Origin of the sequence: Mesorhizobium sp. M0045 (assembly GCF_040323385.1) — a bacterium.
In the GTDB taxonomy this organism is placed as follows: Bacteria; Pseudomonadota; Alphaproteobacteria; order Rhizobiales; family Rhizobiaceae; genus Mesorhizobium.
The window spans coordinates 52,310-77,465 of record NZ_JAMYUY010000015.1 but is presented as its reverse complement, the minus strand read 5'-3'; the positions used below and the strand labels follow the sequence as shown (position 1 = coordinate 77,465).

General features: G+C 60.7%; 24 protein-coding genes and 4 pseudogenes. 16 read left to right on the top strand and 12 right to left on the bottom strand.

Features of this window, described 5'->3' with window-relative positions:
• Positions 1–201: 201 nt before the first annotated feature.
• On the bottom strand, positions 202–2,454 hold the full coding sequence (locus tag NKJ72_RS22210) for an amylo-alpha-1,6-glucosidase (protein WP_352479401.1): 2,253 nt from the start codon (positions 2,452–2,454) through the stop codon (positions 202–204).
• Positions 2,455–3,081: 627 nt separating this feature from the next.
• Here NKJ72_RS22210 and NKJ72_RS22205 point away from each other — a divergent pair.
• From NKJ72_RS22205 to NKJ72_RS22195, 3 genes are all read left to right on the top strand, one after another.
• A complete protein-coding gene (locus NKJ72_RS22205) occupies positions 3,082–3,390 on the top strand; it encodes a low affinity iron permease family protein (protein WP_502901883.1) in 309 nt (102 codons plus the stop codon).
• Entirely contained in the window at positions 3,293–3,493 is a 201-nt protein-coding gene (locus NKJ72_RS22200) for a DUF2905 domain-containing protein (RefSeq protein ID WP_352479399.1), read from the top strand. The genes NKJ72_RS22205 and NKJ72_RS22200 overlap by 98 nt, the downstream gene beginning before the upstream one ends.
• A 403-nt stretch (positions 3,494–3,896) precedes the next feature.
• Entirely contained in the window at positions 3,897–4,022 is a 126-nt protein-coding gene (locus tag NKJ72_RS22195) for a hypothetical protein (protein ID WP_302895698.1), read from the top strand.
• A 220-nt stretch (positions 4,023–4,242) separates the two neighbouring features.
• On the opposite strand, the gene NKJ72_RS22190 is transcribed toward NKJ72_RS22195, so the two are convergent.
• A complete protein-coding gene (locus NKJ72_RS22190) occupies positions 4,243–4,461 on the bottom strand; it encodes a DUF3072 domain-containing protein (protein ID WP_352479398.1) in 219 nt (72 codons plus the stop codon).
• A gap of 227 nt (positions 4,462–4,688) precedes the next feature.
• Here NKJ72_RS22190 and NKJ72_RS22185 point away from each other — a divergent pair, with 227 nt between their 5' ends.
• The 4 genes and pseudogenes from NKJ72_RS22185 (at position 4,689) to NKJ72_RS22170 (ending at position 9,193) form a co-directional block, all read left to right on the top strand.
• Positions 4,689–4,931: a hypothetical protein gene (locus tag NKJ72_RS22185; RefSeq protein WP_352479397.1), complete on the top strand. Its 243-nt coding sequence runs from the start codon at positions 4,689–4,691 to the stop codon at positions 4,929–4,931.
• Between the two features lie 756 nt (positions 4,932–5,687).
• A pseudogene (locus NKJ72_RS22180) lies at positions 5,688–7,094 on the top strand (MFS transporter); the annotation flags it as partial.
• 137 nt (positions 7,095–7,231) lie between these two features.
• A complete protein-coding gene (locus tag NKJ72_RS22175; protein ID WP_352479396.1) occupies positions 7,232–8,416 on the top strand; it encodes an MFS transporter in 1,185 nt (394 codons plus the stop codon).
• 30 nt (positions 8,417–8,446) lie between these two features.
• Positions 8,447–9,193 (top strand): SDR family oxidoreductase, encoded by a 747-nt coding sequence (locus NKJ72_RS22170; protein ID WP_352479395.1) that lies wholly within the window; start codon positions 8,447–8,449, stop codon positions 9,191–9,193.
• 57 nt (positions 9,194–9,250) lie between these two features.
• On the opposite strand, the gene NKJ72_RS22165 is transcribed toward NKJ72_RS22170, so the two are convergent.
• Positions 9,251–9,778: a gamma carbonic anhydrase family protein gene (locus NKJ72_RS22165; RefSeq protein WP_352479394.1), complete on the bottom strand. Its 528-nt coding sequence runs from the start codon at positions 9,776–9,778 to the stop codon at positions 9,251–9,253.
• 18 nt (positions 9,779–9,796) lie between these two features.
• Positions 9,797–10,141 (bottom strand): DUF6949 family protein, encoded by a 345-nt coding sequence (locus NKJ72_RS22160; protein ID WP_352479393.1) that lies wholly within the window; start codon positions 10,139–10,141, stop codon positions 9,797–9,799.
• A gap of 120 nt (positions 10,142–10,261) precedes the next feature.
• Here NKJ72_RS22160 and NKJ72_RS22155 point away from each other — a divergent pair, with 120 nt between their 5' ends.
• Positions 10,262–10,993: a hypothetical protein gene (locus NKJ72_RS22155; protein WP_352479392.1), complete on the top strand. Its 732-nt coding sequence runs from the start codon at positions 10,262–10,264 to the stop codon at positions 10,991–10,993.
• Positions 10,994–11,270: 277 nt separating this feature from the next.
• On the opposite strand, the gene NKJ72_RS22150 is transcribed toward NKJ72_RS22155, so the two are convergent.
• Together NKJ72_RS22150 and cysE are read right to left on the bottom strand one after the other, a co-directional pair.
• Positions 11,271–11,474: a DUF3126 family protein gene (locus NKJ72_RS22150; protein WP_023674799.1), complete on the bottom strand. Its 204-nt coding sequence runs from the start codon at positions 11,472–11,474 to the stop codon at positions 11,271–11,273.
• A 211-nt stretch (positions 11,475–11,685) separates the two neighbouring features.
• Complete coding sequence (cysE, locus tag NKJ72_RS22145) at positions 11,686–12,534, bottom strand: serine O-acetyltransferase (RefSeq protein WP_254817710.1); 849 nt, start codon at positions 12,532–12,534, stop codon at positions 11,686–11,688.
• A 153-nt stretch (positions 12,535–12,687) separates the two neighbouring features.
• Between cysE and NKJ72_RS22140 the strand changes: the two genes are divergently transcribed.
• Complete coding sequence (locus NKJ72_RS22140; protein ID WP_352479391.1) at positions 12,688–13,299, top strand: HD domain-containing protein; 612 nt, start codon at positions 12,688–12,690, stop codon at positions 13,297–13,299.
• 42 nt (positions 13,300–13,341) lie between these two features.
• Here the strand turns inward: NKJ72_RS22140 and NKJ72_RS22135 are convergent, their stop codons facing one another.
• Positions 13,342–13,605 carry a hypothetical protein gene (locus tag NKJ72_RS22135; RefSeq protein WP_352479390.1) on the bottom strand — a complete coding sequence of 88 codons (264 nt, stop codon included), beginning with the start codon at positions 13,603–13,605 and terminating at the stop codon, positions 13,342–13,344.
• A gap of 16 nt (positions 13,606–13,621) precedes the next feature.
• On the opposite strand from NKJ72_RS22135, the pseudogene NKJ72_RS22130 reads away from it, so the two are divergent.
• Positions 13,622–15,664 (top strand): annotated as a pseudogene (locus tag NKJ72_RS22130) (AMP-binding protein); the annotation flags it as partial.
• A 416-nt stretch (positions 15,665–16,080) separates the two neighbouring features.
• Here NKJ72_RS22130 and NKJ72_RS22125 read toward each other — a convergent pair.
• The 3 genes and pseudogenes from NKJ72_RS22125 to NKJ72_RS22115 all read right to left on the bottom strand — a co-directional run.
• Positions 16,081–17,046 (bottom strand): annotated as a pseudogene (locus NKJ72_RS22125) (quinone oxidoreductase family protein).
• Positions 17,043–17,819 carry an alpha/beta fold hydrolase gene (locus tag NKJ72_RS22120; protein ID WP_352479389.1) on the bottom strand — a complete coding sequence of 259 codons (777 nt, stop codon included), beginning with the start codon at positions 17,817–17,819 and terminating at the stop codon, positions 17,043–17,045. Before NKJ72_RS22120 ends, NKJ72_RS22125 begins: the two are co-directional and overlap by 4 nt.
• 116 nt (positions 17,820–17,935) lie before the next feature.
• Positions 17,936–18,016: pseudogene (locus tag NKJ72_RS22115) on the bottom strand (cytochrome P460 family protein); the annotation flags it as partial.
• Positions 18,017–18,820: 804 nt separating this feature from the next.
• Between NKJ72_RS22115 and NKJ72_RS22110 the strand changes: the two are divergent.
• Positions 18,821–19,198 carry a TfoX/Sxy family protein gene (locus NKJ72_RS22110; RefSeq protein WP_352479388.1) on the top strand — a complete coding sequence of 126 codons (378 nt, stop codon included), beginning with the start codon at positions 18,821–18,823 and terminating at the stop codon, positions 19,196–19,198.
• Positions 19,199–19,479: 281 nt separating this feature from the next.
• On the opposite strand, the gene NKJ72_RS22105 is transcribed toward NKJ72_RS22110, so the two are convergent.
• On the bottom strand, positions 19,480–19,995 hold the full coding sequence (locus NKJ72_RS22105) for a Ros/MucR family transcriptional regulator (RefSeq protein ID WP_352479387.1): 516 nt from the start codon (positions 19,993–19,995) through the stop codon (positions 19,480–19,482).
• Between the two features lie 509 nt (positions 19,996–20,504).
• On the opposite strand from NKJ72_RS22105, the gene NKJ72_RS22100 reads away from it, so the two are divergent.
• The 5 genes from NKJ72_RS22100 to NKJ72_RS22080 all read left to right on the top strand — a co-directional run bounded on the left by NKJ72_RS22100 (position 20,505) and on the right by NKJ72_RS22080 (position 23,453).
• A complete protein-coding gene (locus NKJ72_RS22100; RefSeq protein ID WP_352479386.1) occupies positions 20,505–20,705 on the top strand; it encodes a hypothetical protein in 201 nt (66 codons plus the stop codon).
• Entirely contained in the window at positions 20,702–20,905 is a 204-nt protein-coding gene (locus tag NKJ72_RS22095) for a hypothetical protein (protein WP_352479385.1), read from the top strand. The genes NKJ72_RS22100 and NKJ72_RS22095 overlap by 4 nt, the downstream gene beginning before the upstream one ends.
• Before the next feature lie 457 nt (positions 20,906–21,362).
• Positions 21,363–21,671 carry a DUF982 domain-containing protein gene (locus NKJ72_RS22090; protein ID WP_352479384.1) on the top strand — a complete coding sequence of 103 codons (309 nt, stop codon included), beginning with the start codon at positions 21,363–21,365 and terminating at the stop codon, positions 21,669–21,671.
• A 164-nt stretch (positions 21,672–21,835) separates the two neighbouring features.
• A complete protein-coding gene (locus NKJ72_RS22085) occupies positions 21,836–21,949 on the top strand; it encodes a DUF2905 family protein (RefSeq protein WP_352479383.1) in 114 nt (37 codons plus the stop codon).
• Positions 21,950–22,451: 502 nt separating this feature from the next.
• The gene (locus NKJ72_RS22080) at positions 22,452–23,453 is read left to right on the top strand and encodes a GlxA family transcriptional regulator (protein ID WP_352479382.1); all 1,002 of its coding nucleotides are present in this window, start codon (positions 22,452–22,454) and stop codon (positions 23,451–23,453) included.
• A gap of 601 nt (positions 23,454–24,054) precedes the next feature.
• Here the strand turns inward: NKJ72_RS22080 and NKJ72_RS22075 are convergent.
• Positions 24,055–25,113 carry a LacI family DNA-binding transcriptional regulator gene (locus tag NKJ72_RS22075; RefSeq protein WP_352479381.1) on the bottom strand — a complete coding sequence of 353 codons (1,059 nt, stop codon included), beginning with the start codon at positions 25,111–25,113 and terminating at the stop codon, positions 24,055–24,057.
• Positions 25,114–25,156 lie beyond the last annotated feature (43 nt).

Here is a 25,156-nt window from a genome sequence, read left to right as displayed (position 1 = left end):
AAGGGAGCTTTGTCACGGCAACCGGCGGAGTTGCAAAATCGAGCGGATCGGCTTGGGCGACGAATGACCACCATCGCAACCTTCAACGCAAAACGGCGTGGCAGCGATCTGGTCCGGGTTCATGTTGCTCTTCTTGAGCAGACGCGCGGCCCTCTACACGTAGGACCTGAAAGTAGGCAGATGGTTCCGCCGGAGCAAACCTCATAAGCAGGCCAAGCGCAAGTTCGGGCCGGTGGCACAACTTCGCGCTTCCACCAGTGAAGGATCGCCGTCGCTCACTTGCCAACGGGTCTCGGCGCCCTCGCACCAGAAATGGAGTTCGAGGCGATCTTTGCCCAGGCGCAAGTCGTTCAGGGTGAGTTCGTCTATCCAGTCGGGCAGCCTGGGATCGATGTACAGCTTGCCATTTGGAGCGTCGGGCTGAAAGCCGATGATCGCCTGCAGAAGCGAAAAACAGGATCCGGCCGCCCATGCCTGCGGAACGTTCGCTCCCTTATATTGCACGGGGAAGGTCGTAGGTGTTCGCGGCAACCCGGCGAACAGCTCTGGCATTCGATGTTGCATGAAGTAGATTGCGGCGCTGCTCACGTCGCGAGAAAGGCGACATGCTTCCGCAAAAAAGCCATAGCGCCGGAAGCCGAGCGCGATCAGCCCGTTGTCATGCGGCCAGACGGAGCCGCGTTGATAGGAATGTGGATTGTAGGCCGGGTGATCGGCCGAAAGTGTCCGTATTCCCCAACCGCTCCACATATCCGGCCTCATCAGCCGATGCACCACCCTGGCGGCTCGGTCGGGTGGGACAATTCCCGACCAAAGACAGTGACCGGGGTTGGAAGCGACGCTCAGCACCGGCTTCTTGTCGCCATCCAACGCGAATGCATAGAAGCCGGATGCCTCGTCCCAGAAGACCTGGTTGAATCGATCGAACAAGCTCTTGGCTTTGAGGCGAAGCTGCCCGGCACGATCGCCATCGCCTCTGGCATCGAAGATTTCAGCCATGCGCTGCCAAGCATCATAGACATAGCCTTGCAATTCGCACAGCGCCTTGGGTCCCTTCACCAGGGTGCCATCGGGATAAACCAAAGCGTCACCGGCGTCTTTCCAGCTCTGGTTCTCGTACCCCGCAGCCGAGCGGGTTTCGTATTCCTGGAAACCGTCGCCGTCACGGTCCCCATACTGGTCAATCCAATCCAGGCACTTCTCGGCCGTTGCGATGTGTCGTTCGAGCAGGCTCGGGTCGCCGGTGCAACGCCAAGTGTTGTGGAGCACGATAAGATACAGAGGCGTGGCATCGGCCGTGCCGTAATACGGCGTATGGGGGATCAAATTGAAATGGGCGAGTTCGCCGGTGCGAAGCTCATGCATTATCTTTCCCGGTTCCGCATCGCGGTAGTCGTCGCGTTCGGTGGCCTGAAATCGCCCCAAAACGTCCAAGGCGCCGCGCGAAAAATCTGGGTAGATCAAGCCATTCTGCAGAGAGACTATCAGGCTGTCGCGACCGAACAGGCTTATGAACCAGGGCAGTCCGGCGGCTGGCACGTATTCCAGTTCGTCCGTTCCTTCGATCGGCAGCCGCAGCGCGGCCATGTCTTCGACCGCCTGATGGTAGAAGCGGTGAAATTCGCCATTGGAACAGTTGACATTCAAGGCGCTGCGTTGCCATCCGGCGAGGCGTTTTGCAGTTTTCGACTCGAGGCATTTGTCAATGCAGACTCGCGGCGCGCGATAGATTGTCTCGCCATTGCCAAAGTCATAGAGAAGGCAAGCATGCCATTTCGCGCCCGGCTCGAGCTTGATATCGAAGCTGATCCGGCCATTGGCATAGACGGGCTTTGAGGCCATCCGGCGGACCTTGACAATGACGTCTCGCTTGAAGTCTCGATTCACGTAGGAGGTACGAAGGCTCGCCGCTCTGGACAGCCATTCCGTGGTAATACGTCCGCGGCGGACGATCGCGTCGGCCTTGACTTCGAAAAGATCGGCAAAGTCGCTGCGCATGGCAACTTCCAAATTGAAGCGCACTGACATTTGCCCGTGGTTTACGAGTTCAAAATCCTCATGCAGCCCCCCATCCAAGGCGCGGCCGATTACCAGCCCCAGGCTGCCTGCTGGCACATGGTTCGTTTCCGTCGCGAACCCCTGATTGACCAGATAGATCTTGGCGGCGAAGTAGGCGATGTTTCCGGAATTGAGGAGGTCCCATGCTTGCCCATTGGCAAAGATCTGCCAGCTGGATATCAGGCGTGTGTCAGACGCATATAAGCCATTATAAGTGGGCCAGGCGATCTGGCCATCCGGTTCGGTGACAAGGAAGCTGCGTCCCTGGTTAATCGCCAGGCGCGGCGGTCCGACTGTGATCTCCAGCGTCATTGGTTCAACCGTCACCCGACCGATTTGCATCCATCGGAACAGATTGAACAGCCAATGTCGGCCGCCGCCGCCATCTTCGGCCACGAGAACTCACGTCTGCCTTGAACGCCTGCCCCCAGATTGTCCCGAAATCATGTACCAGGCAGGCGAACAACGACCCGGTCATCGACGAGCTCGAACAATCTGACCTTCGAGCACATACCCGCGAACAGAGGCGGACAAACCCGCCCCCTCCAGCAGAACTGTCAAGCCTGCTCTGGCGAGCACATCCTCCAGCCGACCCACAACGAGGCGCGGCGGGCCTCACCTCATTCATCACCAGCAGCTGGGTGAAACTGTGAACCCCCGGCCATTGCGCACGTCTGCTGCTCGCCACCAGGATAGAGCCGGCGATCTGGCATCCTCTAACGCGCGAGCCGGAGAAAGATGGACACGTTCTGGCGAGGTCCGGCGACACTGCAATTTGGTCGCTGCGACGGCACGCGTCCATCCGGAGTTGTCCTCGACCGTCTTTCATCAAAATAGTCGCCGGCTTCAGGTGCTTGCGGGCGCCAACCTGCGACGTGCCTTCAGATCAAACTGGTGTATTCTCGGCGACTGTCAACGAGGAGAACGGCATTTGGACGCATTGAGCATCTGAAGCAGTGCAGGCCGTGCCCAGGCCAAAATGGCTTTGACAGTCATGGTGTTGCCACACTGGCGATCTGGGCTATGACGCTGTTCATCCAGCTCGCCGAGCACCGCGATACTCAGGCTGTGCACGCCAAGATGGACGAATTGCTTCGCGCAGTCGTCGATGCCGACAATGAGACGGCGAAGATTGACAAGAAAAAACCAAAAGAAATTGAGGCGCAACGACAGCAAAACAGCAATGAAAATGAGCCCAGCCAAGGGACTCACTATATTCCCGGCCGGATCCCCCATGTCCAGAACTCTCATTGTCGTTGGTTCGATCGTAGTTGCCATAGGCCTGTTGTGGCCCTGGTTGTCGCGGGTCGGTCTGGGCAGATTGCCCGGTGACGTCGTGATCCAACGTGAGAACTTCACGTTTCATGCTCCGATCGGCACCGGGATTCTTATCAGCATCGTGCTTTCGTTTGTTCTGTGGCTGCTCAACCGGTAGCGAGGACGGCGAGCCCGCGTCGCCGGAGGAAAAGAACGACGCGGGCCGATCGAAGCTATCCGATCCGGCAGCAAAAAATATAAGGGAAAGAGTTTGCTGCCAGGGCAGACCTTTCCCTGCGCGCCGGTGTTCCATCGCATGAGTAAAAAAGCCCGCCGCACAGTTTGATGCGGCGGGGCCGATCAAGCGCTATTGCACCGGGCGGGGGCTCGGGGTCGGGCACGCCCTGTGCGCGCGGATCACAGGGATTTTAAATTAATCGGCTGCAATACGTCCACCAACCGACGGTTGGACAATACGACGCTTGATTCCGAGAACTTTCCTCAGGGGCAAGATAGTTGCCGGAACTCAGCCTTGGCGCGGCACGTTGCTAAGTCGTTGACCTTCGCAAAGGACGCAAGCAATGGCGAAAGACATATCTCGCGAGGAAGAGCAACGCGGCACCGAAAAAGTTCTCTTCTGGGGCGCTGCAATCGCCCTTGTCCTTTTTGTGTCTCTGGTGACCATCGCCCTCATCGGGACGTCCTGATCTGTTTCGACAGCAGGATTGGACCGGTGGGCGCGAGGTCTTGCCGGGCTGCTAGGCTAGAAGCCGCTCCCATCCGCCGTTTGTCGTCTCGATCCCGAGTCCAGCAGCAACGCGCGGAATTCAGAAAAATTAATTGCGCGGGTCACAAGCGCAGCAAAACTGTCCCAATCCGAGCCGGTCGGCTGTCCTTCTCTGGAGAGGAAAAGCCACGAGAGGACGCTTACAGGCCTAACTTCTCCCGCAGCGCATCAATGCGTTTAGAAGCTTCCGCCTTGCTAAGGCCGTCAGCATAGGCGTCAGGCTCGTCGGCCTGTTCGGCCAGAGTTTTCAAATAGGACGCTTGTGCGGGGGTCATTGGATCGTCTCCGCTGACCCAATCTTCCGGGTCCTTTTCGACATTTGCCGACGCCTCGATTTTTGGGTTGTGCCGGTCGACCATGCTCAATCTCCCTTGATGATCACCACAATGAGAATGATCATGATTTGTTCCGCCACCGTGCGGCGTGGGCCAATCGCACAGCTAGGCCGCTCGGCGCCTCACTCAAGATATCGCTAAGTATGGATGAGCCCGCTTCCTCCAATCGATGGATGAAGCCGATCGTGGGCCGGTGCTACTTTGATGCATCGCGCGACTTACCCGACAAGTGCTGGCTCCAGGGGCAAAATATGAGCAAGAGGACTCTCATTGCCATCGCAATCCTCGCGAACAGTGTCGGCTGTGCCGAAGCCAAGGACCGTAAGGTCGAAACCGCGACCCTGGGCACGTACGCCAATTCGAAGAACCTGCCGGTTTGCACCGCGTCGAGCTCAGTCTTCGAAGTCCTCGGTGATAAATGTTTTCTCGTCCCAGGTTCGATGATCTATGGCGACATCGCCGAACTCTCGCAGACAATCACCTTGAGTTGGTAGCCGAAGCAACAGCCTCCCAGCGCAACCTCCATTCTCCGGTATGACGTTGCCCTTGCAGGTGCTGCCGGCGCCCCTGATACTGACCAGCGCAATCTCCAGTCACCACGGGCCTCTCGAAAATTCTTGTGCCGTCCGCACCTGCCGTCGAGCGTGTCGCGCCAACATAGCAGCGCCTCTGCATCGTGTGGGCAACCCAACGCATGCCTTCCGATCCGGAAACTCGCTTGCGCGTTTCATCGTCCATTCGGCAGTGGAAAATTAGGCGGATATGGCAGTGCTCAGGTTGGCGGCGCCGTTCTGCGATCCGCTCGGAGAGGGTGGCGGGTATCCGGGCTGGAAACAGACCAACGCCGGCGCAACCTCACCCTGAAACCAAAAGACAATATCCATGACATCCAACAGCTATGCCTCCCAAGGGTCCAAGCGCCTGCAGACATTCACCATGCCAATTTCCCTATCGCCGCTCCGATAATGAGGGCGGCATCAATTTCATGGAGCAAGCTTTGTCGCCAAGGGGTTCCGATGGCCGCGACCAGGCTCGTGCATACCTCGATCACCATCGCCAAGAATGCGAGACGCGGGAGAGGCAAGCCGCTTCATGAACCGGCTGGAAGATCCAAGCCCAAAGTGGCTGATGGGTGGGAGCCACAGTAACGAAGTGTAACCGGGTTGCCACTACAAAAGCTCAAACCGTGCAAGACCGCTGATCGATACGACCTCGATCTTCAACGGTCTTGCCCAAAGGAAGCCGCCGCAATGGAAATCGCCTCGAACGACGACACGAACAGTCATTTGATGAGGTCACGGCGCTTTGCGCCTCTCTTCTGGACGCAGTTCCTGTCCGCCTTCAACGACAATTTCCTCAAAAACACGCTGGTGTTCCTTATTCTGTTCACCCTGGCGGCCGACAAGGCGGCATCACTGGTCACGCTGGCGGGAGCGGTATTCATGGCTCCCTTCCTGCTCTTGTCCGCCCTTGGTGGCGAGATCGCCGACCGGTTCGACAAGGCCCTAATCGCCCGTCGGCTGAAATTCGCCGAGATCGCCGCTGCGGCTGTCGCTGTCGTTGGAATCGCGCTGGCGTCGATCCCGGTGCTGATGATCGCGTTGCTCATGTTCGGCGTCATCTCGGCACTGTTCGGACCGATCAAGTACGGCATCCTGCCGGATCATCTCGAGCGCAAGGAATTGCCTCGCGCCAATGCCTGGATCGAATCGGCAACCTTCGCCGCCATCCTCGGCGGCACTATCGCCGGAGGCGTCGTCTCGGCCGATGGCATAGGCGTCTCGGTGTTCGGGCCGATCATGATGATCCTTGCCGTCGCCTGTTGGCTTGTCAGCCGCTACATCCCGTCGACCGGTCTTGCGGCTCCCGGCCTAGTCATCGACAAAAACATCTTTCGCTCGACGTGGCGACAGCTGAACGGCCTGCGTGCCGACAAGCGGATCTGGCGCGCCGGACTGATGACGTCGTGGTTCTGGCTGATCGGGGCCATCGTCCTTTCGATCCTGCCTACGTTGGTGAAGGATTCGCTCGGTGGCGGAGAGATCGCTGTCACCGCCTATCTCGCGGTGTTCGCCGTCTCGATCGCCATTGGCTCTGCTATAGCCGCATGGATGTCGCAGGGCCGCATCGTGCTCTTGCCGGCCCCTGTTGGCACGGCGTTGATGGCGCTGTTCGGCTTGGACCTGGCCTGGACCATCTGGAGCACGCAGCCCTCGCTCAGGGCCGAAACGCTCGCAACATTCTTCGCCCGGCCAAACACGGTCCATGTTGCGATCGACCTTGCGGGAATGGCTATTGCCAGCGCCTTTCTTGTGGTGCCGACCTTCGCCGCAGTGCAAGCCTGGGCGCCCGAAACGCGCCGCGCTCGCGTCGTCGCCGCCGTGAGCATCGTCAATGCAGGCTTCATGACGTTAGGTGGCATAGTCGTCGCCGCGATTCAGGCAGCCGGCGTCTCCACTGGAGGGATCCTGTTCGGCCTCGCCGCACTCAACGTAGTCGCCGCTTGGCTGATGCTGAGATACCTGCCGACAAATGCCTTCCGCGACTTCGTTTCCATCCTGTTCCGAGCCTTCCATCGTCTGGAGGTGGAGGGGCTGGAGAACCTCAAGGCGGCGGGCCCGGCACCAATCCTGGCGCTCAATCATGTCCGGGTGATCTCCAGGAACGCGCGCATTTCGGCGAACTCGTCGCGTGGCATTGATGAGCCTCATTCACAACCACATCAAAATTATACCCGCTAGTCGCATTTGGCCAGCCCGACTACTTAGTTCGGGAACGGACAGGAGACTGCCTTATGACCATTGAACTCGCGCTGGGCGAGGCCGCCGCTGCTGACAACACGACCCCATGGTCTGCGTTGGTCTGCCTGTCGCTGCTGACCTTCCTTCTGGTTGGACTGGAGTTCCTGCCGGTGAGCCTGCTCACCCCGATCGCTCAGGATCTGGCCGTCTCCGAGGGTCAGGCCGGCCAGGCAATCGCGGTATCCGGATTCTTCGCCGTGGTTACCAGCCTCTTCGGCAATTCGCTGTTGCGAAACGTCGATCGACGGACGGTAGTTCTGCTCCATACGGCAGTGCTGGCCGCATCGAGCCTGGCGGTGGCGGTTGCTCCCAACTTCCTGGTCTTCCTGGCCGGGCGGGCGCTGGTCGGCATCGCGATCGGCGGTTTCTGGTCACTGTCGACGGCCATTCTGGCCCGCCTGGCCGCGGGACCCGACCTGCCCAAGGCCATTGCCTTGCTCCAGGGTGGCACTGCGTTCGCATTGGTGATCGCGGCGCCCGTCGGCAGCCTCCTCGGATCGCTGATCGGATGGCGGGGAACCTTCTTCGTCACTGTCCCCATCGGCCTCGCGGCGCTCGTGTGGCAGTTGGCCGTTCTCCCGAAGTTGCCACCGATGGAGACCGCCTCGGTGTCGAGCATGTTCGGCCTGCTGCGGAATCGCAGATTCGCCATCGGCATGGGCGCGACCGGGCTCGCTTTCATCGGGCAGAACGCGCTCTCGATCTATCTGCGGCCGTTTCTGGAAAACGTGACGGACCTCGAGGTGAGCACCCTCTCAATAGCTTTGTTGGGCGTCGGCCTCGGTGGCCTGGCGGGACTGTCGATCATCGGCCTCATCCTCCGGCGGCACCTCACAGCCGTGCTGATCGGGCTGCCGAGTGCACTCGCGGTCTTCGCTCTACTGCTGATTGCCTTTGGACCGTTTGCAGGCGCCACGGCCGGCCTGCTGGTTCTTTGGGGATTTTTCGCGACTCCGATCCCGGTGGCATGGAACACCTGGATGACCACGCTCATCCCTGAAGACCTGGAGGCCGGGGGCGGACTGCAGGTTGCCCTGATCCAGCTCGCGATCGCGGGCGGCGCTATCGCGGGAGGCCTGCTGTTCGACGCGGCCGGCTGGTGGAGCGCCTTCCTTCTCGCGGCCGCCCTGCTCACCGGCTCGGCCTTGCTCGCCGCCTCGGCCGGGCTCCGAACCTGAACTCTTTCAATTCTTGTCTAGGAGAATCTCATGTCCGAAGGAATCGAGAACAAGGTCGTCGTCATCACCGGTGCCAGCAGTGGCCTCGGTGAAGCGACGGCACGCCATCTTGCCGCACGAGGCGCTTCCGTGGTCCTGGGTGCACGCCGGTCACACCGCATCGACGCCCTTGTCCAGGAACTGACCGCCGCTGGGCTCAAAGCCAAGGCCGTCACTACGGACGTCACCGACGCCGGCCAGGTCCAGAACCTGGTGAACACGGCGGTCCGGGAATTCGGCCGCATCGACGTGATGCTCAACAATGCGGGCCTCATGCCGTTGGCCCCGCTCGAACGGCTCAAGATCGACGAATGGGACCGGATGATCGACGTCAACATCAAGGGCGTTCTTTACGGCATCGCGGCCGCACTTGCGTACATGAAGGAACAGCGATCGGGGCACATTATCAATGTCTCGTCCATATACGGCTATGTGGTCGACCCGGGTGCGGCGGTCTATTGCGCCACCAAGTTCGCCGTGCGTGCACTGTCCGAGGGTCTGCGGAAAGAGGTGAAACCCTACAACATCCGCACCACGGTGATCTCGCCGGGCGCTGTCACCACAGAGTTGCTTGAGCACATCAGCGAGAAGGATATCCAGCAGGACACCAGGGACTTCGTGAGCAAGATCGCCGTGGGGCCAGATACGTTTGCCCGCACGGTCGCCTTCGCGATCAACGAGCCCGATGACGTCGATATCAACGAGATCTTGTTCCGGCCGACCGCCCAGCCGGTTTGACTTGGAAGGGGCTATGCTTTCGGTATCCCAAGGCCGGCTCCACCATTTCTGGATCGGCTAGACCTTCTTCAGCCCAGCCCTGAATCGCCTGCCGTTGGCCACATAATGCGCGGCCGAAGCGCGCAGCCTGGCGATTGCGGCTTCGTCGAGCGTCCTGACGACGCGCGCGGGCGAGCCGACGATCAGCGAATTGTCGGGGAATTGCTTACCTTCGGTGACCAGCGCACCGGCCCCGACCAGCGAGTTGTTACCGATCTTCGCGCCGTTCAGCACGATGGCGCCCATGCCGATCAGGGTGTTGTCGCCGATCGTGCAGCCATGCAGCAAGGCACGGTGGCCGATCGTGCAGCCCTGGCCGACGGTCAGCGGAAAGCCGGCGTCGGTGTGCATGATTGTGTGCTCCTGCACGTTTGTGTCGGCGCCGATGGCGATCGGCTCGTCGTCGCCGCGGATAACGACGCCGAACCAGAAACCGGCATTGCGGCCAATCCTGATATTGCCGATCAGCGTGGCATCGGGCGCAATCCAGTTGCTGTCGGCGTCCTCGAAGGCGGGCGCTTTTCCGTCAATCGCGTAGATCGGCATTGCTGGCTCCAGATCGTCTCACATCGACAAGCTGCCAGACCCTAGAAGCGAAGCCGCCCAGGATGCAATGGCGATCACCACCATGCCCAGCGCCAGCGCCCAGATGGTCGCCGTACAGCCGCAGGAGATCAGCCCCAGCACCGAGATGCGACGCTCGCGCCAGGCGTCCAGCGCCTCGTTGGCGAACATCAGCGGCCCGGCGCAGGCCGTCGCGGCGAGCGAGCGCAGCATGTGCTTCGACGATACATAGGGCTGGACGAAGGCAAGCCTACGGCCGGCGATCAGCTCCATCGCCGATCCGGCCAGGCCGCAAGCCGTCAGCCCGGCCATAAAACTGAATATGATTTGTTCGACCGGACCCATCTTTACCCTCCGTTTACCATGAAATCGCACAGTCGCCTGCAAAAGCTGCGAAGCAAGAGCTGTGCCGCGCGGAAATGTGCCGCTCAGGCACACCCGACGGGACGGTAGACGAGGGTCGCGATGAAGCAGGGAGCCGCCACGGAGGGCCAGCAACTCAGTGTTGTCGATTCGACGCTGATGAAGCGGGTGTTTTATGCATTCGCGACGCTGGCGCTGCTTTCGATGGCGATCAGCCTTGGCGGCAGATGGTTCGGCCGCTCGATCGCCATGGCCGGGTACACCGACGACACCACGGTCCACAAGGTCGTCATCGGCAACAACGTCATCGCCGTGCCGGCCAATGTCATCCGCTTTGCCCAGGCCCGGCGCGACGGCATCGCCTCACGGCTCGACCTCTATCTGCGCTATCCCGAGATGGACGGCTACAGCGAGGCTGCCCGCGACGACTTCAACCACACCGGACCCAGCAAGGACATCGTCTTCCTGTCGTTCGAGCCGCAGATGATGTCGCGCGACATGAGCGGCCGCTTCGCGCCGATCTACAGTGCGCTGATTGCCAAGCCGGGTACGCCTGGCCCTGGCGGCACGACGCTTTACGCCTTCAGCGAAAAGTCAGGCTATCTCAACGAAGTGCTGGCGGTCGCCGACCGCCCCGGCAAGGATCCGTTTGTCGCACGCTGCCTGAGCGGCCCGAGCGCGGACGAATCGCTAGCGCCCTGCGAGCGCGACATCCTGGTCGGCGACAATCTCGGCCTCACCTACCGCTTCCCCCGGGAATTCCTTGGCGACTGGCAGACGCTCGACGCGGCGATTTTGGGCGAGGCAGCGCGTGTGCTGAAGACCGGGCGGTAAGCAACGAAACGAGCCGTTCCGTAGCGATCCTTCGCGCCCCTCTCTGTCCTGCCGGACATCTCTCCCACGAGGGGGAAGATCGGCTATCACACCGGCTTTCGCCAATCACCAATGTTGCAGGAAGAGCGCAGCGCCGAGGCTGCCAATCTCCCCCCAAGTGGGCCCCAAGTGGGGGAGATGGCCGGCAGGGCCAGAGGGAGGCGCTGTCCCGCCGGCGTCTTGCAAGGTTCCGTACCGCCGCTGCGCTTGAGGCGTAGCGGCCAGCTAAATCTCCGGCTCAGGCCAGATCGATGTCGAGGATCGCCATCGAGAAATTATAGTCCCCGTCGTCCTCGTCCTTGAAGACGATGCCGAGGAACTCGTCGCCGACATAGACCTCGGCCGAATCTTCCTTGCGCGGCCGCGCCTTCACTTCGAGTTTTGGGTTCTGGAAGGTGCGCTTGAAATAGGCGTCCAGCTTTCTGATTTCGTCCGGCTTCAACAGTCTTCTCCGATCGTCGCTTGCTAAAGTGCGTCGCGTCTGAAGAGATCGATGCGACGCGCTTTGAATCTTGCTTCATCCATGTCGCTATCCCAAAACCGCTGGGCACTTTTGGGCGACATGCATTGGTGAGCGCGCTTCTGGCACGTCGACAATGGCCATGTAAAGGCAAGCCGGCATAGGGGGCAGGAATTCAGCCCTGCCCGAGCACTCAGATGTCGAAGCTGACGACGTGGTCCATCGTCTGCGATGGCAACAGCTGGTCCATCTGCCGCGACGGCTGATCGCAGCCGGTCTCGCCGACGACGCGGGCCGGCACGCCGGCAACCGTCTTGTTGTGCGGCACCGGCGACAGCACCACAGAGCCGGCCGCGATCTTCGAGCAATGGCCGATCTCGATGTTGCCGAGGATCTTGGCGCCGGCGCCGATCAGCACGCCGTAGCGGATCTTGGGGTGGCGGTCGCCGCCGGCCTTGCCGGTGCCGCCCAGCGTGACGCCGTGCAGGATCGACACGTCGTCCTCGATCACCGCCGTCTGGCCGACGACGAGGCCGGTGGCGTGGTCGAGGAAGATGCCCTTGCCGATGCGGGCGGCCGGATTGATGTCGGTCTGGAACACCGAGGACGACCGGCTCTGCAAATACAGCGCAAAATCCTGGCGGCCCTGGTTCCACAGCCAATGCGCCAGCCGGTGCGTCTGGATGGCATGAAAACCCTTGAAGTAGAGCACCGGCATGATGAAGCGGTCGCAGGCCGGATCGCGGTCGTAATAGGCCTGGATGTCGACGCGCACCGTCGTCGACCAATCCTTGTCGTCGGCCGCCATTGCCTTGAATGTCTGGCGAATGAGGTCGGAGCCGATGTCCTGGTGGGCGAGGCGCTCGGCCAGCCGGTGAATGACCGCTTCTTCCAGGTTTTCCTGGTTGAGGATGGTCGAATAGAGGAACGCCGCCAGCAGCGGATCGCGGTTGACCGCTTCCATCGCTTCGTCGCGGATCGAACGCCAGATCGGATCTACCGGCTGCACCATGGTGGGACGGGAAATCGTAACGCTGTTCATCTGATGTCTCCGGCCATCCAATGTCATCCACTGTCTCGGTTGGCGGCTTGCCTATTCTCCGGCCGCACCTATAAGCCAGATCATAGCACGGGTGAACTCAATTTTCCTTAGTGCTTCGTCAAATGGATTTGGTTGGCGGAATTTCAAGCAGCCATGGAAAACGCAACCTTGATGGACGAGACCCTGAAGCGCGAGCTTTCCGCGCTCTATGCGGCCGAAGATCGCCACTACCACGACCTTGGCCATATCGAGGCGATGCTGGCGCTAGCCAACGATTACAAGGCATTGCTGCATGATCCTGAAGCAGTCGAAGCGGCGATCTGGTTCCACGACGCGATCTACGACAGCCGCGCCAAGGACAATGAGGCGAGGAGTGCCGCACTTGCCGAGGAGAAGCTCGCCGGCCGCGCCGACGCACGACGCCTCGGCCACATCGCGGCGATGATCACTGCCACTGCCAGCCACGAATTGCCGCCCCTTGGCGATCAACATTCGGTTCGTGACGCGGCGCTCTTCCTCGACATGGACCTGGCGATCCTGGGTGCTGCGCCTGACGTGTTTGACGCCTACGAACAGGCGGTTCGCCTCGAATACCAGTGGGTCGACGAGCCTATGTGGCGGGCCGGCCGTGCCGCTGTCCTAAAGGGCTTCCTCGCGCGCCCGCATATCTTTCACAGCGAGGAATTCCGCCGGCACTTCGAAACCCAAGCCCGGCAAAACATGGCGCGCTCGCTCCAGGCGCTTGGGCACGGCCCGGGCGGATAGTAGTTTGCGTCGCTCGCGTGCGTCCGCGATATTTGCCCGAAATCAGGTGAATGCGCCAAAAGTCGATGCCATTCCCCACAACATGAACACCCCAGCCGCCAGCGACGCACCATTGACCACGATGCCAGCCAGGCCGAGCACACGATTGTCGTTTGGGCGACCAACGGCTATCAACCCGAAGACCACTCCCGTAAGATGTGCCAAAGGCCCGGCCAGAAAAAATACCGCAGCGAAGAAGCCCGTCGCACTGTTCTGGAGCAGTGGAGACGCGTCGCTCGGCATTGCTATCAACGCGGTGATCGCCATCGCCCCTGCCGCTAAGGCAGCCAGCGCTGTCAGCTTCCTCGACGGTCCGCTGGCTCTGACGCTGACGGATGAGGAGCCGGTGTTTGCCATCGACTACACCATCGCCCAAGCCTGGTGGATGAAGCCGTTTATGAAACTTGCCCGCGCCCTGCCGCTCAATCCGGCCAAGCCGATGTCGACCCGCACGCTTATCAAGATCGTGCAAGGCGGCGATCCACTCGTCATCTTCCCGGAAGGCCGCATCACAGTGACGGGCGGCCTCATGAAGGTCTATGACGGTGCCGCCATGGTGGCCGACAAGACCGGCTCGATGGTCGTGCCGGTACGCATCGAGGGGCTGGAGAAGAGCTATTTTTCGCGGCTGACCTCGCTGCATGTGCATCGCCAGCTGTTCCCGAAGGTCAAGGTGACCATTCTGGAGCCGGTCAAGCTTGAAGTACCGCTGGATCTGAAGGGCCGCAAGCGGCGCGCCGCGGCGGGCGCTGCCCTTTACCAGGTCATGTCGGATCTCGTCTTCCGCACCCAGGACATTGACAAGACCGTGCTGGAGAAGATCATTCAGACGGCGAACGAACGCGGCATGAAGCAGCTCGCCGTGCAGGACCCGGTCACCGGTTCGCTGAGTTACGGCAAGCTGCTGACAGCCGCCGCCGTGCTTGGCGAGAAATTCAAGCACCTCTATGCCGGCCAGCAGACGCTCGGCATTATGCTGCCCAACGCCAACGGCGCCTGTGCGACGCTGCTCGGCGTCATGTCGGCGGGCAAGGTTCCGGCGATGATGAACTTCACTGCCGGTGCGGCCAACATCCTCTCCGCTTGCAAGGCCGCCGAGGTGCGCACCGTGCTGACCTCCCGCACCTTTGTGGAACAAGCAAAACTCGGCGCCGTGGTCGAGGAGCTCGGCCGCTCGGTCGACATCGTCTGGCTCGATGATCTGCGGGCCACAATTGGCCTCAAGGACAAGCTGCTCGGCCTTTTGCGCAAGAATACACCCCGGGTGGCCCGCAAGCCCGAAGACCCAGCGGTGATCCTCTTCACCTCGGGGTCCGAAGGCACGCCCAAGGGCGTGGTGCTCACCCACCGCAACATCCTGGCCAATGCCGCGCAAGCTGCTTCGCGGATCGACTTCCATTCGGGCGAGAAGGTCTTCAATGTGCTGCCGATCTTCCATTCTTTCGGCATGACGGCGGGCACGGTGCTGCCGCTCATCTCGGGCGTGCCGATCTATTTCTATCCCTCGCCGTTGCACTACCGGATCGTGCCGGAGCTTGTTTACGCCTCAAACGCAACGATCATCTTCGGCACCGATACGTTCCTTGCCGGCTATGCCCGCACCGCGCACCCTTACGACTTCCGCTCAGTGCGCTACTGCTTTGCCGGCGCGGAACCGGTCAAGGCTTCGACGCGCGCGACGTATATGGAAAAGTTTGGCCTGCGCATCCTCGAAGGCTACGGCGTGACCGAGACCGCGCCGGTGATCTCCATCAACACCCCGATGTACAACCGCTCCGGCAGCGTCGGCAAAATCATGCCGGGTATGGAATATCGCCTGGATCCGGTCCCCGGCGTCGAGGATGGCGGACGGCTTTTCGTGCGCGGGCCTAACGTCATGGCAGGCTATCTGCGCGCCGAGAACCCGGGCGTGATCGAGCCGCTCGAAGACGGCTGGCATGATACGGGCGACGTCGTCGGCATCGACGACGTCGGCTTCATCACCATTCTTGGCCGCGCCAAGCGCTTCGCAAAGATCGGCGGCGAAATGATCTCGCTGGCCGCAGTCGAGGCGCTTGCGGGCGAATTGTGGAAAGGCTCGCTTTCGGCGGTCGCCACCATGCCGGATGCACGCAAGGGCGAAAAGCTGATCCTCATCACCGAGGCCGCTAATGCCACACGCACCGATTTCCTAATGTTCGCCAAGGCTAATGGCGGCATGGACCTGATGGTGCCCGCCGAAGTGCGCGTCGTTGCGAAAGTGCCGGTCCTGGGCTCAGGGAAGCTCGACTTCGCCGCCGTAACAAAAATGGTCCGCGGCGCAGAGATGAAGATTAACGCCGCTTGAGCCCGTCAGTGGCCGACGAACCAAGCCGGCCCGCTCTCCCGCGCAGTCCCATGCGATTGCCGCCCCGGCAAGTAACGCCGGTACTTCACCAGGTCGCCGAAATCACAGGTTGCGCGGCCGCCGGTCTGTCGGACCTTTTGGAATTTACATATATGACTATCACGGATCGCCAAACTCCGCAGGAGCAGTTCTGGATCGATCAGTACTTTATCGCGGACCTGGAGACCGATCTCAAAAGCCAGACCCAGTGCCAGAATGATCAGCGATTTCGACGATCTCTGCTCCGCTCTCGCGCCAGGGCAGCGGAGGCAGCTTGACGGAGAAGGCAATCGAGGAGCGGCAATGGGCGGAGTGATCTCGGAAACTTTGCTTATTGACGCCTCCCGAGAACCGTATTGTGAGAAAGGCCGGATGGCTCAGGGGACGAGCAGAAGCTTTCCCGTCGTGCCACGGCTTTCCATATCGGCATGTGCGCATGCTGCTTCGGCGAGCGGGTAGACGCCGCCGATCCGGATCTTCAGGTTGCCGCTGGCGATCCAGTCGAATAGTTGTCCGGTGCGGGCGCGAAGCAGTGCCGGCGTGTGGATATGATCGAAGAACCTTGCGTAGCCGATCTTGATGCTTTTCGGCAGGGTCACGATGTTGAGCGGTCCGGGACCGCCCAGCACCGGGCCGTACCAGCAGAAGGTGCCGGAGCGGCGCAGGGAGTCGAGCGAAGCCTGAAAGGTCTTCGGGCCGGAACCGTCGTAGACGACGTGGACGCCTTCACCGGACAGGCGAACGACTTCCTCGGCGAATCGCCCCTCGGTGTCTACGATCACATGGTCTGCTCCGGCCTCTCTTGCCACGGCGATCTTGTCAATGGACGAGACGCGGCCGATCACGTGCCCGCCTCTCAGCTTGATGATCTGGGTGAGCAGCAATCCGACGCCTCCCGCCGCCGCATGGACCAGCGCGACGTCGCCGGGCTGGACGGGATAGAATTCGGTGGCGAAGTGGCTGGCAGTGAGCCCCTTCATCATCACGGAAGCGGCCGTACGATCATCGATCCCGTCCGGAATCGGCACGAGCGCGTCCGCCGGTACCATCGCCCGATCTGTGTAGCTTCCAGGCGCGTACACCCAGGCAACCCGTTGTCCGGGCCGGAAATGCTCGACTCCATCGCCCACGGCGAGCACCCGCCCGGCACCCTCTACGCCCAGAACCTTGGGATTGGGCGTTTCCGTCTAGGCCATGCCCTGGCGGACGCCGATGTCCATGAAGTTCACGCCCGCCGCGGCGACCTCGACCAGAACTTGTCCGCTCGCGGGAGCAGTTTCGGGGCGCTCGACGATTTCGAGCGCATCCGGTCCCCCGGTGCGGTTCATGACGACGGCTTTCATCGCGATATCTCCCTGGCGGCATTCTCGATCAGCCGCGCTACGGGCCCAGGATTCGACACCATCACCACATGCGAAGCACCCTTAATCGCGATCGTTTCGCGGGCGTGAGCCCGTTCAGCCATGTAGGCAGATGCTCGCGGCGGGATGTTCTTGTCCGCGTCGCCGTAGATGAACCAGCTTGGAATGCTCTTCCAAGCAGCCTTGGCCTGGGCTTCGTTGAGGGCGGCTTCCGCGATCGGCCGCTGCGTTGCGGCCATCAGTCTGGCTTGCGCTTCGGGAGCGTCGGCGGCAAACTGATCGTGGAACTTGTCCTGCTGAATGTAGAGATCCTTTCCACCGCCCGACAGCGCGACAGGAGGAGCGAGTGTCGGACCCAACGTGCTGCCTGGAAACTTGCCTGCAAGTTGCGCAGCGGTTTCACCCGCCTCCGGCGCAAATGCGGCGACATAGACCAGCGCCTTCACATTGGCATGACCATCGGCAGCGTCGCTGATCACCGACCCGCCATAGGAATGGCCGACGAGAACGACCAGGCTTTCTATCGAGGAAAGCACGCCGGCGACATAGTCTCCGTCGCTTCTGACGCCTCGCAGCGGATTGGCTGCCGCTACGACGGAAAAGCCGTCCTTTTCAAGAATCTCAACGACACCGTTCCAACTCGAAGAGTCAGCGAAGGCGCCGTGAACCAGAACGATGGTGGGTTTGTCGGGCTGCGCTTGTGCGTTACCGAACGTGGCCGCGATAATTGCGAGGCCTGCGAGCAAGTTTTTCATTGGAACATCCTTTCGTTGTGGGGTGCGGTCTTCACCGCGTCGAGCGCAGGTGAGGGGCGGGGATGCCGCAAACTCGCCCTCGTGTTCGCCCTGCGTTTCTCTGCGCGGGAACCGAGTTACGGCGCGTAGCGGGTAAAGACGTAGTCGTGTCCCTGGACACGCGTCTCGTGGCAGGCGAAGCATGTCTCGTGCTGCGCGACAGCCACGGAACCACAGGACTGAGCTTGCATTGCCCAAACAGGGCAGCAGCGCGCAATCGGGCGAAGAGCTGATTCTTGCGGCCGGGAGGCAACCGGGCGAACACTCCACGGGCGGTGTCGAGGTCGAAGCGGCCGCCGTCGAGCAAGCGGGTGCGAGCCGGCTAGCGGGTGATCGTGTTTGGGGCCCAGCGGCGCCCGCGAGCGCCGATACATAGGCATCCGCACGTCTCAGCGGTGCTTAACGCAGGCATGCAGTAATCCACTTGGCCAAAAAATGGGGTATGCAACGGGTATCTGCAGGGCGCAGGTATCACGGATACACGCCTAGACGGCACGCTTCCGTTCCGGCAAAGCTGCGAATCGCGGGGCCACTGGCAATCCGCAGGTCGGCGGGTTCAGGCAATGCTCATTGAAAAGATGGGCCGCCGACTTCCCTTTTTCTGTAAAGCTCGGCCGGTTGTCGCTCTCAATTGCCGTCGATTGATTGGCGGGACGTAGCGACCCGGAGGGCAAGGAGACAAATCGGAGGGGGTCACCCGCTCGAGGCGAAGCCGAAAGGGCGACGCATGATATGCTAGCGGATCTGCGGCGATCCTGCACGAAGCGCGGGCCAGGCCGGCGCGAAGGAAGGACGCGGAGACCGATTTTCTCCTTGCAGGGGAGAGGGGATAGCGCCCCCTTTTTCCGTCAGGCAAAACAACTTCGCCCCGCTGGGGGAAGGGGACGCCGCGCCACTCCATTTGAATCTCCACCCGCTTCCGTGCTTGCCTGTCTCCCGCAAATCGCAGAGCGACGGTGAGCATGGCAAAGTCAGTCACCAGCATCGCACCCGACCCCATGGTCGAGCGTCTGCGCGCCGCCCTTGGCCCGCGCCAAGTCACCGAACAAAAGATGTTCGGCGGCACCTGCTTTATGCTCAACGGCAACATGCTGATCGGCACCTCGAAGCGCGGGCTCCTGGTGCGCGTCGGCAAGGAAGGGCACGCGGCGGCTGCCGCCCGCCCGCACGCGCGGCCGATGGAAATGGGCAGACGTTCGATGGAAGGTTATGTCCATGTTGCGCCGGAGGGCACGGCCACCGAGGCGGATCTCCGTGGCTGGCTCGACCTTGCGCTGGCATTCGTCGAAACTTTGCCGCCGAAGATCAAATCTGCCAAGATCGCGACGAAGCGGGCTTAGGCCGCTGGCCCGCCACCTTCCGCACGCGCCGGAACACATGGCCCGGAAGGGAGCGATTGGACATTGCATGTGCGGCGCGGCGACTTGGGTCTACTCGGGCGTCTACTCTCCGGCCACCGTTTCCAGCTCCGCGGCGAAAACTTTCTGATCCCGGTCGACGCCTCCCTGAAGCAGGGCGGCGGACATTGAAGTCCAGGCCATCAAGCTCAACGATGCTGGAACAGTAGGCTTCGCCATTTTAAGGTACGACACCGCAAGGACCTCCTTTTTCGTGCAGCACGCTACGCTTTGACGAGTGCCTTGCGCGCCTTCTTTACCGGCGACTTAACAGCCGTCGCGGGGCGAGCAGCTCGTTTTGGTTTTTCCGCCGCAGTTGTTGCCGGTGCTGCCGTCTTGCGCCCCAGCCCTATTGATTTTGCCAGGGCCGAGCGGGTGGCCGCGTAGTTTGGCGCCACCATCGGATAATCTGAGGGAAGGTTCCATTTTTGGCGGTATTGGTCAGGGCTCAGATTGTAATGCGTCCCGATATGACGCTTCAGGGATTTGAATTTCTTCCCGTCTTCCAGGCAGATGATGAAATCCGGTGTCACTGATTTCTTGATGGACACCGCGGGCTCCAGCTTGACTGCGGCTGGAGCCACAGGTGTGCCGATCCCTTGCAAAGCAACATAGGTATCCCCGATCAGCTTCGACAACTCGCCGACCGGCAGGGGATTGTTCGACACGTAGGCGGAAACGATGTCGGCGGTAATTGATACGAGATCAGCCTGGTCGCTTTGGTCTGGAGAAACGGTCATCGAGTTTTCCTCTTGTCTAATGTCGCGCGTTGAAACGGATGGGCTGTTTATTGCCAAATCACGCAAACAATTCGTTATTCCGCCAACAAACCTCATTCGTTGCAAATATCAAGCCGGCAAGCTTCGCTTCCATCGACTCAGCCTGGGACGCGCTCGATCTCGATAGCGAGCGGCTGACAAGCTGGCACGCCCAGCATGGCTGGGGCGCTGGCCCGCGAGCGACGGATCATCAGCGCGACCGGCATGCTGAATGGTCAGTGAGGGGACGTCCACCTTGACTTCGGCACTTCGGCCGGCGCGTCGACGTGCAAATCCCTGGGCAGATCACGAGAGCCCTTCTAAGCCACACCGCGGCGGGACGCTCTAAGACGAGCATGCGCAATATTCTTGCGCGAAATATTCCGGACTGAGGACAAAGCAACGATTACCAACCGTACGTTTCTTACATCCAATTGAAGCCAACCAAGAATAGATTATTATTCCGCTGGGGCGTATCGTTGGGGGGGTGGATGAGCAGTGTTCAAAGGGTAAGTCCAGTTCTAGAACAAGCAATCGCTGCACTTCTAAACAGGGCCGAGTATGACGGCACCGTTTCGATCAAAGCGGCAGTGAAGGAAATTAGGCGGGCTGCGCCTTATTTGGCCGCATCCGATGAAGAGCTAACCGAGGCGATTTTCGAAGTATCTGCTGCCCTGGGCCTGTCTCAATGAGTGGCATTGCGTATCCTGGTGATCTGGCTTTGTTAAAGCAGGTCTTTGATCGTGTCTGCGCCGAGGCAGGTATCTCCGTTGGTAGCATGGAGGCGGAGCGCCTGAGCGTGAGCGCAATGGAACTCTTCTCGGACGGCGAGTTCGACGAGGCCGTTCTTTATGAACGCCTTCGGCTTGTTGCCCGCTCCCTGCCGAGATGAGCCTGAACATGACCGCCGATCTCCAGGAAATTCTAGCGAGCATTTCGCTCGATACGAAATCCTCCTGTTGATACAGGAGGGGCAGTTCGCCCGCGTTGCACTGCTACGCGAGATCGGGCCAATTTTCTGGCTGATATGTGCCCACTATTTTGCGTGGGCGCGAACGGACTTTTTGCCCTCTAAATGGCTGCTGCCTAGGAAGGAGGGATGCTACGCCGCGCCTGTTAAAGCTCAGAGCGTGCCCGCTTGTTCGTCCTCAACCTCCGCCTCATGGCGCCTGCGCCCCCACATGAACAACATCGCCCAGGGCGAATGACCCTCCGCTGCCGCAGACCTTCCGGCTGAGCAATCAACCTTATCGCCACCACGACGAAACCGACCACCAGCCAGACGGCCAGGGCGACACTTACCTTCAGATCTTGCATATTGATTGCTGCTGAGACTGCCGACACCCTCGATGGACATTCCGAGAACTCCCGTCAGTTCCCGCCAACGCGGTAGCCGCGCTATATTCCGACTTATGGCACTTCATTGGTTCAACCCTCCAGTATTTGTGAAGACCGACCGACCCGGGGTCACCTACGGCGTCAATCACGTCGAGAGTGCTGCCGAGGAACTCATGAAATGGCCTAAGAGGGGACCTAAATGGAAGCTGGCGCTGCAGTCCTGCATAGATGGGTTTGAGGGCAGGGTGTCGCCTCAGGAGGTCCGCATGGCCTTCGAGGCCGCTGCCAGAGAGGAGGGGATGCTCCGCTCCTCTGGATAGGCTTGATTTGCTCGCTGATCTCAGCTTCCACAACGTCGCGTGTCCCAAATGGGAGCGCTATCGCCCGGGAAAAATGAACATAGCAGGCCGTCCAAAGGTTCAGGTAGCGGCTCGCTCCTGCGCTGAAAGAACAATCGAGAATTCCCCGATCCGTTTCGGTCGCCATGTCGCGAACGCCGATTGTCGTTGATTTGAGCATACTTGCACGAGGCCTTTTGTCGCCCTGGTTGTCGAGGGTCGGTCTGGGCAGATTGCCTGGTGATGGTGATCGAACGTAAGAACTTCACGTTCTACGATCCGATCGGCACCGGATTCTGCTTAGCGTCGTGTCTCGTTTGTTCTGTGGCTGCTTAGCCAATAGCCAGGACGCCGAGCCCGCGTCGCCGGCGGAAAAGAACGACGCAGGCCGATCGAAGCTATCCGATCTGGCAGCAAAACTATGAGGGGACGGGTTTGTGGCGTGCGCCGAACTTTACCAGCCTCCGCCGCGCGAATTGGCGGGGGGGCCGGTCAGGCGCTGTTGCACAGGGGGACTCGGGTGGCCGGCTGCCAGGTGCTCGCGGGCCGCAGGCGAGCCCATGCGCATGAGCCGCAACGTCATTTTGGCCCCAGGAACCTGCCTGGCCGCCCCATCGTTCTCATGCTCTTGGGAAGGAAAATATGATAAATTGCATGCTGCGACGGAATCTCATCACCATGTGGAATGAAGTACCGTTGTTGCCGCGTCTGGCGTAGACAACGCAATCGCGACATCCTGTTCGCAACACCAACGTTGGCCCAATGAATATAGCCGAACATCGCATCAAGCGTTCCCTCGTCTTCTTCCTTGTGCCGGATTTCACCATGGTCGCCTTTGCGACGGCGCTGGAGCCTATCCGCATCGCCAACCGGATGCTCGGTTACGAAGCCTACAAATGGCGGCTCGCCAGTATCGACGGGCAGCCTGTACCCGCTTCGAACAACGTGTTGTGCTCGGTGAACACGTCGTTGGAGGACGAGCGGCGTAAGATGGCTGGCCCAGATAGGGCATCGATGGTCATCGTCTGCACCGGCATCAACATCGAGCGCTATTCAAACAAGTCGGCCTTTGCCTGGTTGCGCGAGGAACATAATCGCGGTGTTGCGATCGGCGGGCTCTGCACCGGTGCGCATGTGCTCGCGGCTGCCGGGTTGCTCTCTGGCAAACGCTGCGCCATCCATTGGGAAAACCTGCCTGGCTTCGCCGAGGCGTTTCCGAACGCCAACGTTTTTGCCGACCTTTTTGAGGTCGACCAGAACATCTATACATGCGCCGGCGGGACTGCTGCTCTCGACATGATGTTGAAGCTGATCGGCGATGATTTCGACGACACTCTGGTCAGGCACGTATGTGAGCAGGTGCTGACCGATCGAGTACGCAGCCCGAGCGATCGCCAGCGACTTCCTCTGCGAGCACGGCTTGGCGTTCAGAACTCCAAGGTGCTGACGATCATAGAACTCATGGACGCCAATCCGTCCGAACCGATATCGATTGGTGATATTGCCGACCATGTCGGGCTCTCGCGACGGCAGATCGAGCGTCTGTTCCATCTCGAAATGGGTCGCTCCCCGGCCCGCTATTATTTGGATATCCGCCTTGAGCGCGCGCGGCATTTGCTGATCCAGTCAGCCTTGCCCATAGTCGAAGTGGCCATCGCGTGCGGCTTCGTTTCGGCGTCGCATTTTTCCAAATGCTACCGGGAACTCTACGCCCAGACGCCGCAGCAGGAACGATTGAACAGGAAACATCCCGTCGCTGTCTAAAAAGTCACCGGCATTGCCACATCCGCATCCGGTTCGACCAAAAGGGCTTCGACGGCGTGGCCGCACTCAGTCTTGCGATGGGGCGCATCTCAGCCCGCGTGTTTTCGTTGCCGCCTCCATTGCACACCGCACGACGTCCGCAAGTCGCGGCAATAAAACGTGGGCCCTTTGGTCGAGTTGCCATTCACCCGAATGCGATCAGCGGATCCGTGGCATCGAGCCAGTCGCCGGCCAGCACCTCGGCTATGGTGCCGTCGCGTTTGGCATCATCGCTTCGACAGCAGCACGTCGCCAGCCTTCACCGCCCGGCCGCGCGCAACCGAAGGGCGCCGAGACGACGCCAGGTTTCATTCTCAACTTTCTCCTGAGGCTACTCAACAGATAACGAGTCCGGCGAGCTTGCGTATCCAGAGCAAGGACGCGAGCCGATCGGAGCAACTGATCCAGCAGCAATACTGTGAGGAAAGGTTTGCTGCGAGCGCCGAACTTCCCTGCGCGCCACTGTTCCGCTGCCGCCGCTGACTTCCATAAAGACGCTACATGTGCCAGGCGTTGATGCCTGGATGAAGAGAGCTGTGCAAAGACCGGTTCTTGGGGCGCTTCACGCCATATCCTTCAACGTGTCCAGCGGCCCTTTCAGGGCAGACCTGGGCTGGATCAACTCCGGCGCAATCAGGAAAATCTGCGGGGCCGTGGGAGGTTCATTGATCAGTTCGAACGCCTTCGCAATCATCGCCTCAAAATTCTGCCGCACCATGATTACGGGGAAAGGCAGGAAAGAGGCGAAGGGGTCATAGTCGTAGCAACCGACGACAAGCTCGCTAAACATCTCCGCCGGCCGGCCCGCCATGAAACGCAGCAGACCCTCCATATTGATCGACGAATTGATGAACAATGCGCGGGGCAACTTGCCATGGCGTTGGCAAAATGCCTCGAAGGCACGCAATGTTATGTCGGGCGAATAGCCGGAGGACTGTACTCCGTCATCAGGGTCGGCGCCCAACAGTGCCTTTTTGGTCGCATGGAAGGCGGCGATGCGCTCGCGGCTTGCGTGGTCGTTGCGGCCACCAAACAGAAACAGCTCGTCCGGTCGCAGGGGGTCATCATTGCCGAACTGGCGGATGATTGCCTCCGTCAGCATCCGCGCACCCTCATAGTTGTCGCTGATCACCGAATGCGCCTTTGCTCCCGGGAGGTCGATGTTGACATGCCTCAGTCCCGCCGCCTCGCAGACCTCGTGCACGCCGTCGGGATCGGTGGCGCCGACGATGAAGAGCTGGTCGATTGAGTAGGAAATCAGCGTCTCCGCGGTCCGGCGTTCCTCTTCCGGGTCGCGGCTGGCACTGACCACGACCGGGCATTGACCGCGGCTGCGCACATGTCCCTCAAATGTCTGCGCCATTGAGGAGAAGTAGCGATTGTCGTGGATGGGCAGCATCAGGCCGACGAGGCCAGATCGCGACCGTCGCAAGCCTCGCGCCTGCAGATTGGTGGTGTACTGGTGGCGTTCGGCGAGGCTGAGAATTGTTTCCGCCGTACTTTCCTTGATGCGGCGCTTGCGCCAAGTGCCATTCAGCACTGCGCTCACGGTCGACGGCGAACTGCCCGATAGCACGGACAGATCATAGATCGTCGCCTTCTTCTTGACCTGCTGATCCATCTGGCCTCCGGAGGGTCTCTTTAGAGCAATATTCGGTTGGAGC

Coding starts and splice junctions, on each gene's coding strand:
- NKJ72_RS22165 (WP_352479394.1), bottom strand. CDS start 9,778: ATGCCGATCTACGCGATTGACGGAAAAGCGCCCGCCTTCGAGGACGCC.
- NKJ72_RS22085 (WP_352479383.1), top strand. CDS start 21,836: ATGTCGCGAACGCCGATTGTCGTTGATTTGAGCATACTTGCACGAGGC.
- NKJ72_RS22095 (WP_352479385.1), top strand. CDS start 20,702: ATGAGTGGCATTGCGTATCCTGGTGATCTGGCTTTGTTAAAGCAGGTC.
- NKJ72_RS22075 (WP_352479381.1), bottom strand. CDS start 25,113: ATGGATCAGCAGGTCAAGAAGAAGGCGACGATCTATGATCTGTCCGTG.
- NKJ72_RS22195 (WP_302895698.1), top strand. CDS start 3,897: ATGGCGAAAGACATATCTCGCGAGGAAGAGCAACGCGGCACCGAAAAA.
- NKJ72_RS22100 (WP_352479386.1), top strand. CDS start 20,505: ATGAGCAGTGTTCAAAGGGTAAGTCCAGTTCTAGAACAAGCAATCGCT.
- NKJ72_RS22175 (WP_352479396.1), top strand. CDS start 7,232: ATGACCATTGAACTCGCGCTGGGCGAGGCCGCCGCTGCTGACAACACG.
- NKJ72_RS22160 (WP_352479393.1), bottom strand. CDS start 10,141: ATGGGTCCGGTCGAACAAATCATATTCAGTTTTATGGCCGGGCTGACG.
- NKJ72_RS22205 (WP_502901883.1), top strand. CDS start 3,082: ATGACGCTGTTCATCCAGCTCGCCGAGCACCGCGATACTCAGGCTGTG.
- NKJ72_RS22105 (WP_352479387.1), bottom strand. CDS start 19,995: ATGACCGTTTCTCCAGACCAAAGCGACCAGGCTGATCTCGTATCAATT.
- NKJ72_RS22090 (WP_352479384.1), top strand. CDS start 21,363: ATGGACATTCCGAGAACTCCCGTCAGTTCCCGCCAACGCGGTAGCCGC.
- NKJ72_RS22155 (WP_352479392.1), top strand. CDS start 10,262: ATGAAGCAGGGAGCCGCCACGGAGGGCCAGCAACTCAGTGTTGTCGAT.
- cysE (WP_254817710.1), bottom strand. CDS start 12,534: ATGAACAGCGTTACGATTTCCCGTCCCACCATGGTGCAGCCGGTAGAT.
- NKJ72_RS22110 (WP_352479388.1), top strand. CDS start 18,821: ATGGCAAAGTCAGTCACCAGCATCGCACCCGACCCCATGGTCGAGCGT.
- NKJ72_RS22135 (WP_352479390.1), bottom strand. CDS start 13,605: ATGGCGATCACCGCGTTGATAGCAATGCCGAGCGACGCGTCTCCACTG.
- NKJ72_RS22200 (WP_352479399.1), top strand. CDS start 3,293: ATGTCCAGAACTCTCATTGTCGTTGGTTCGATCGTAGTTGCCATAGGC.
- NKJ72_RS22140 (WP_352479391.1), top strand. CDS start 12,688: ATGGAAAACGCAACCTTGATGGACGAGACCCTGAAGCGCGAGCTTTCC.
- NKJ72_RS22190 (WP_352479398.1), bottom strand. CDS start 4,461: ATGGTCGACCGGCACAACCCAAAAATCGAGGCGTCGGCAAATGTCGAA.
- NKJ72_RS22170 (WP_352479395.1), top strand. CDS start 8,447: ATGTCCGAAGGAATCGAGAACAAGGTCGTCGTCATCACCGGTGCCAGC.
- NKJ72_RS22185 (WP_352479397.1), top strand. CDS start 4,689: ATGAGCAAGAGGACTCTCATTGCCATCGCAATCCTCGCGAACAGTGTC.
- NKJ72_RS22080 (WP_352479382.1), top strand. CDS start 22,452: ATGAATATAGCCGAACATCGCATCAAGCGTTCCCTCGTCTTCTTCCTT.
- NKJ72_RS22120 (WP_352479389.1), bottom strand. CDS start 17,819: ATGAAAAACTTGCTCGCAGGCCTCGCAATTATCGCGGCCACGTTCGGT.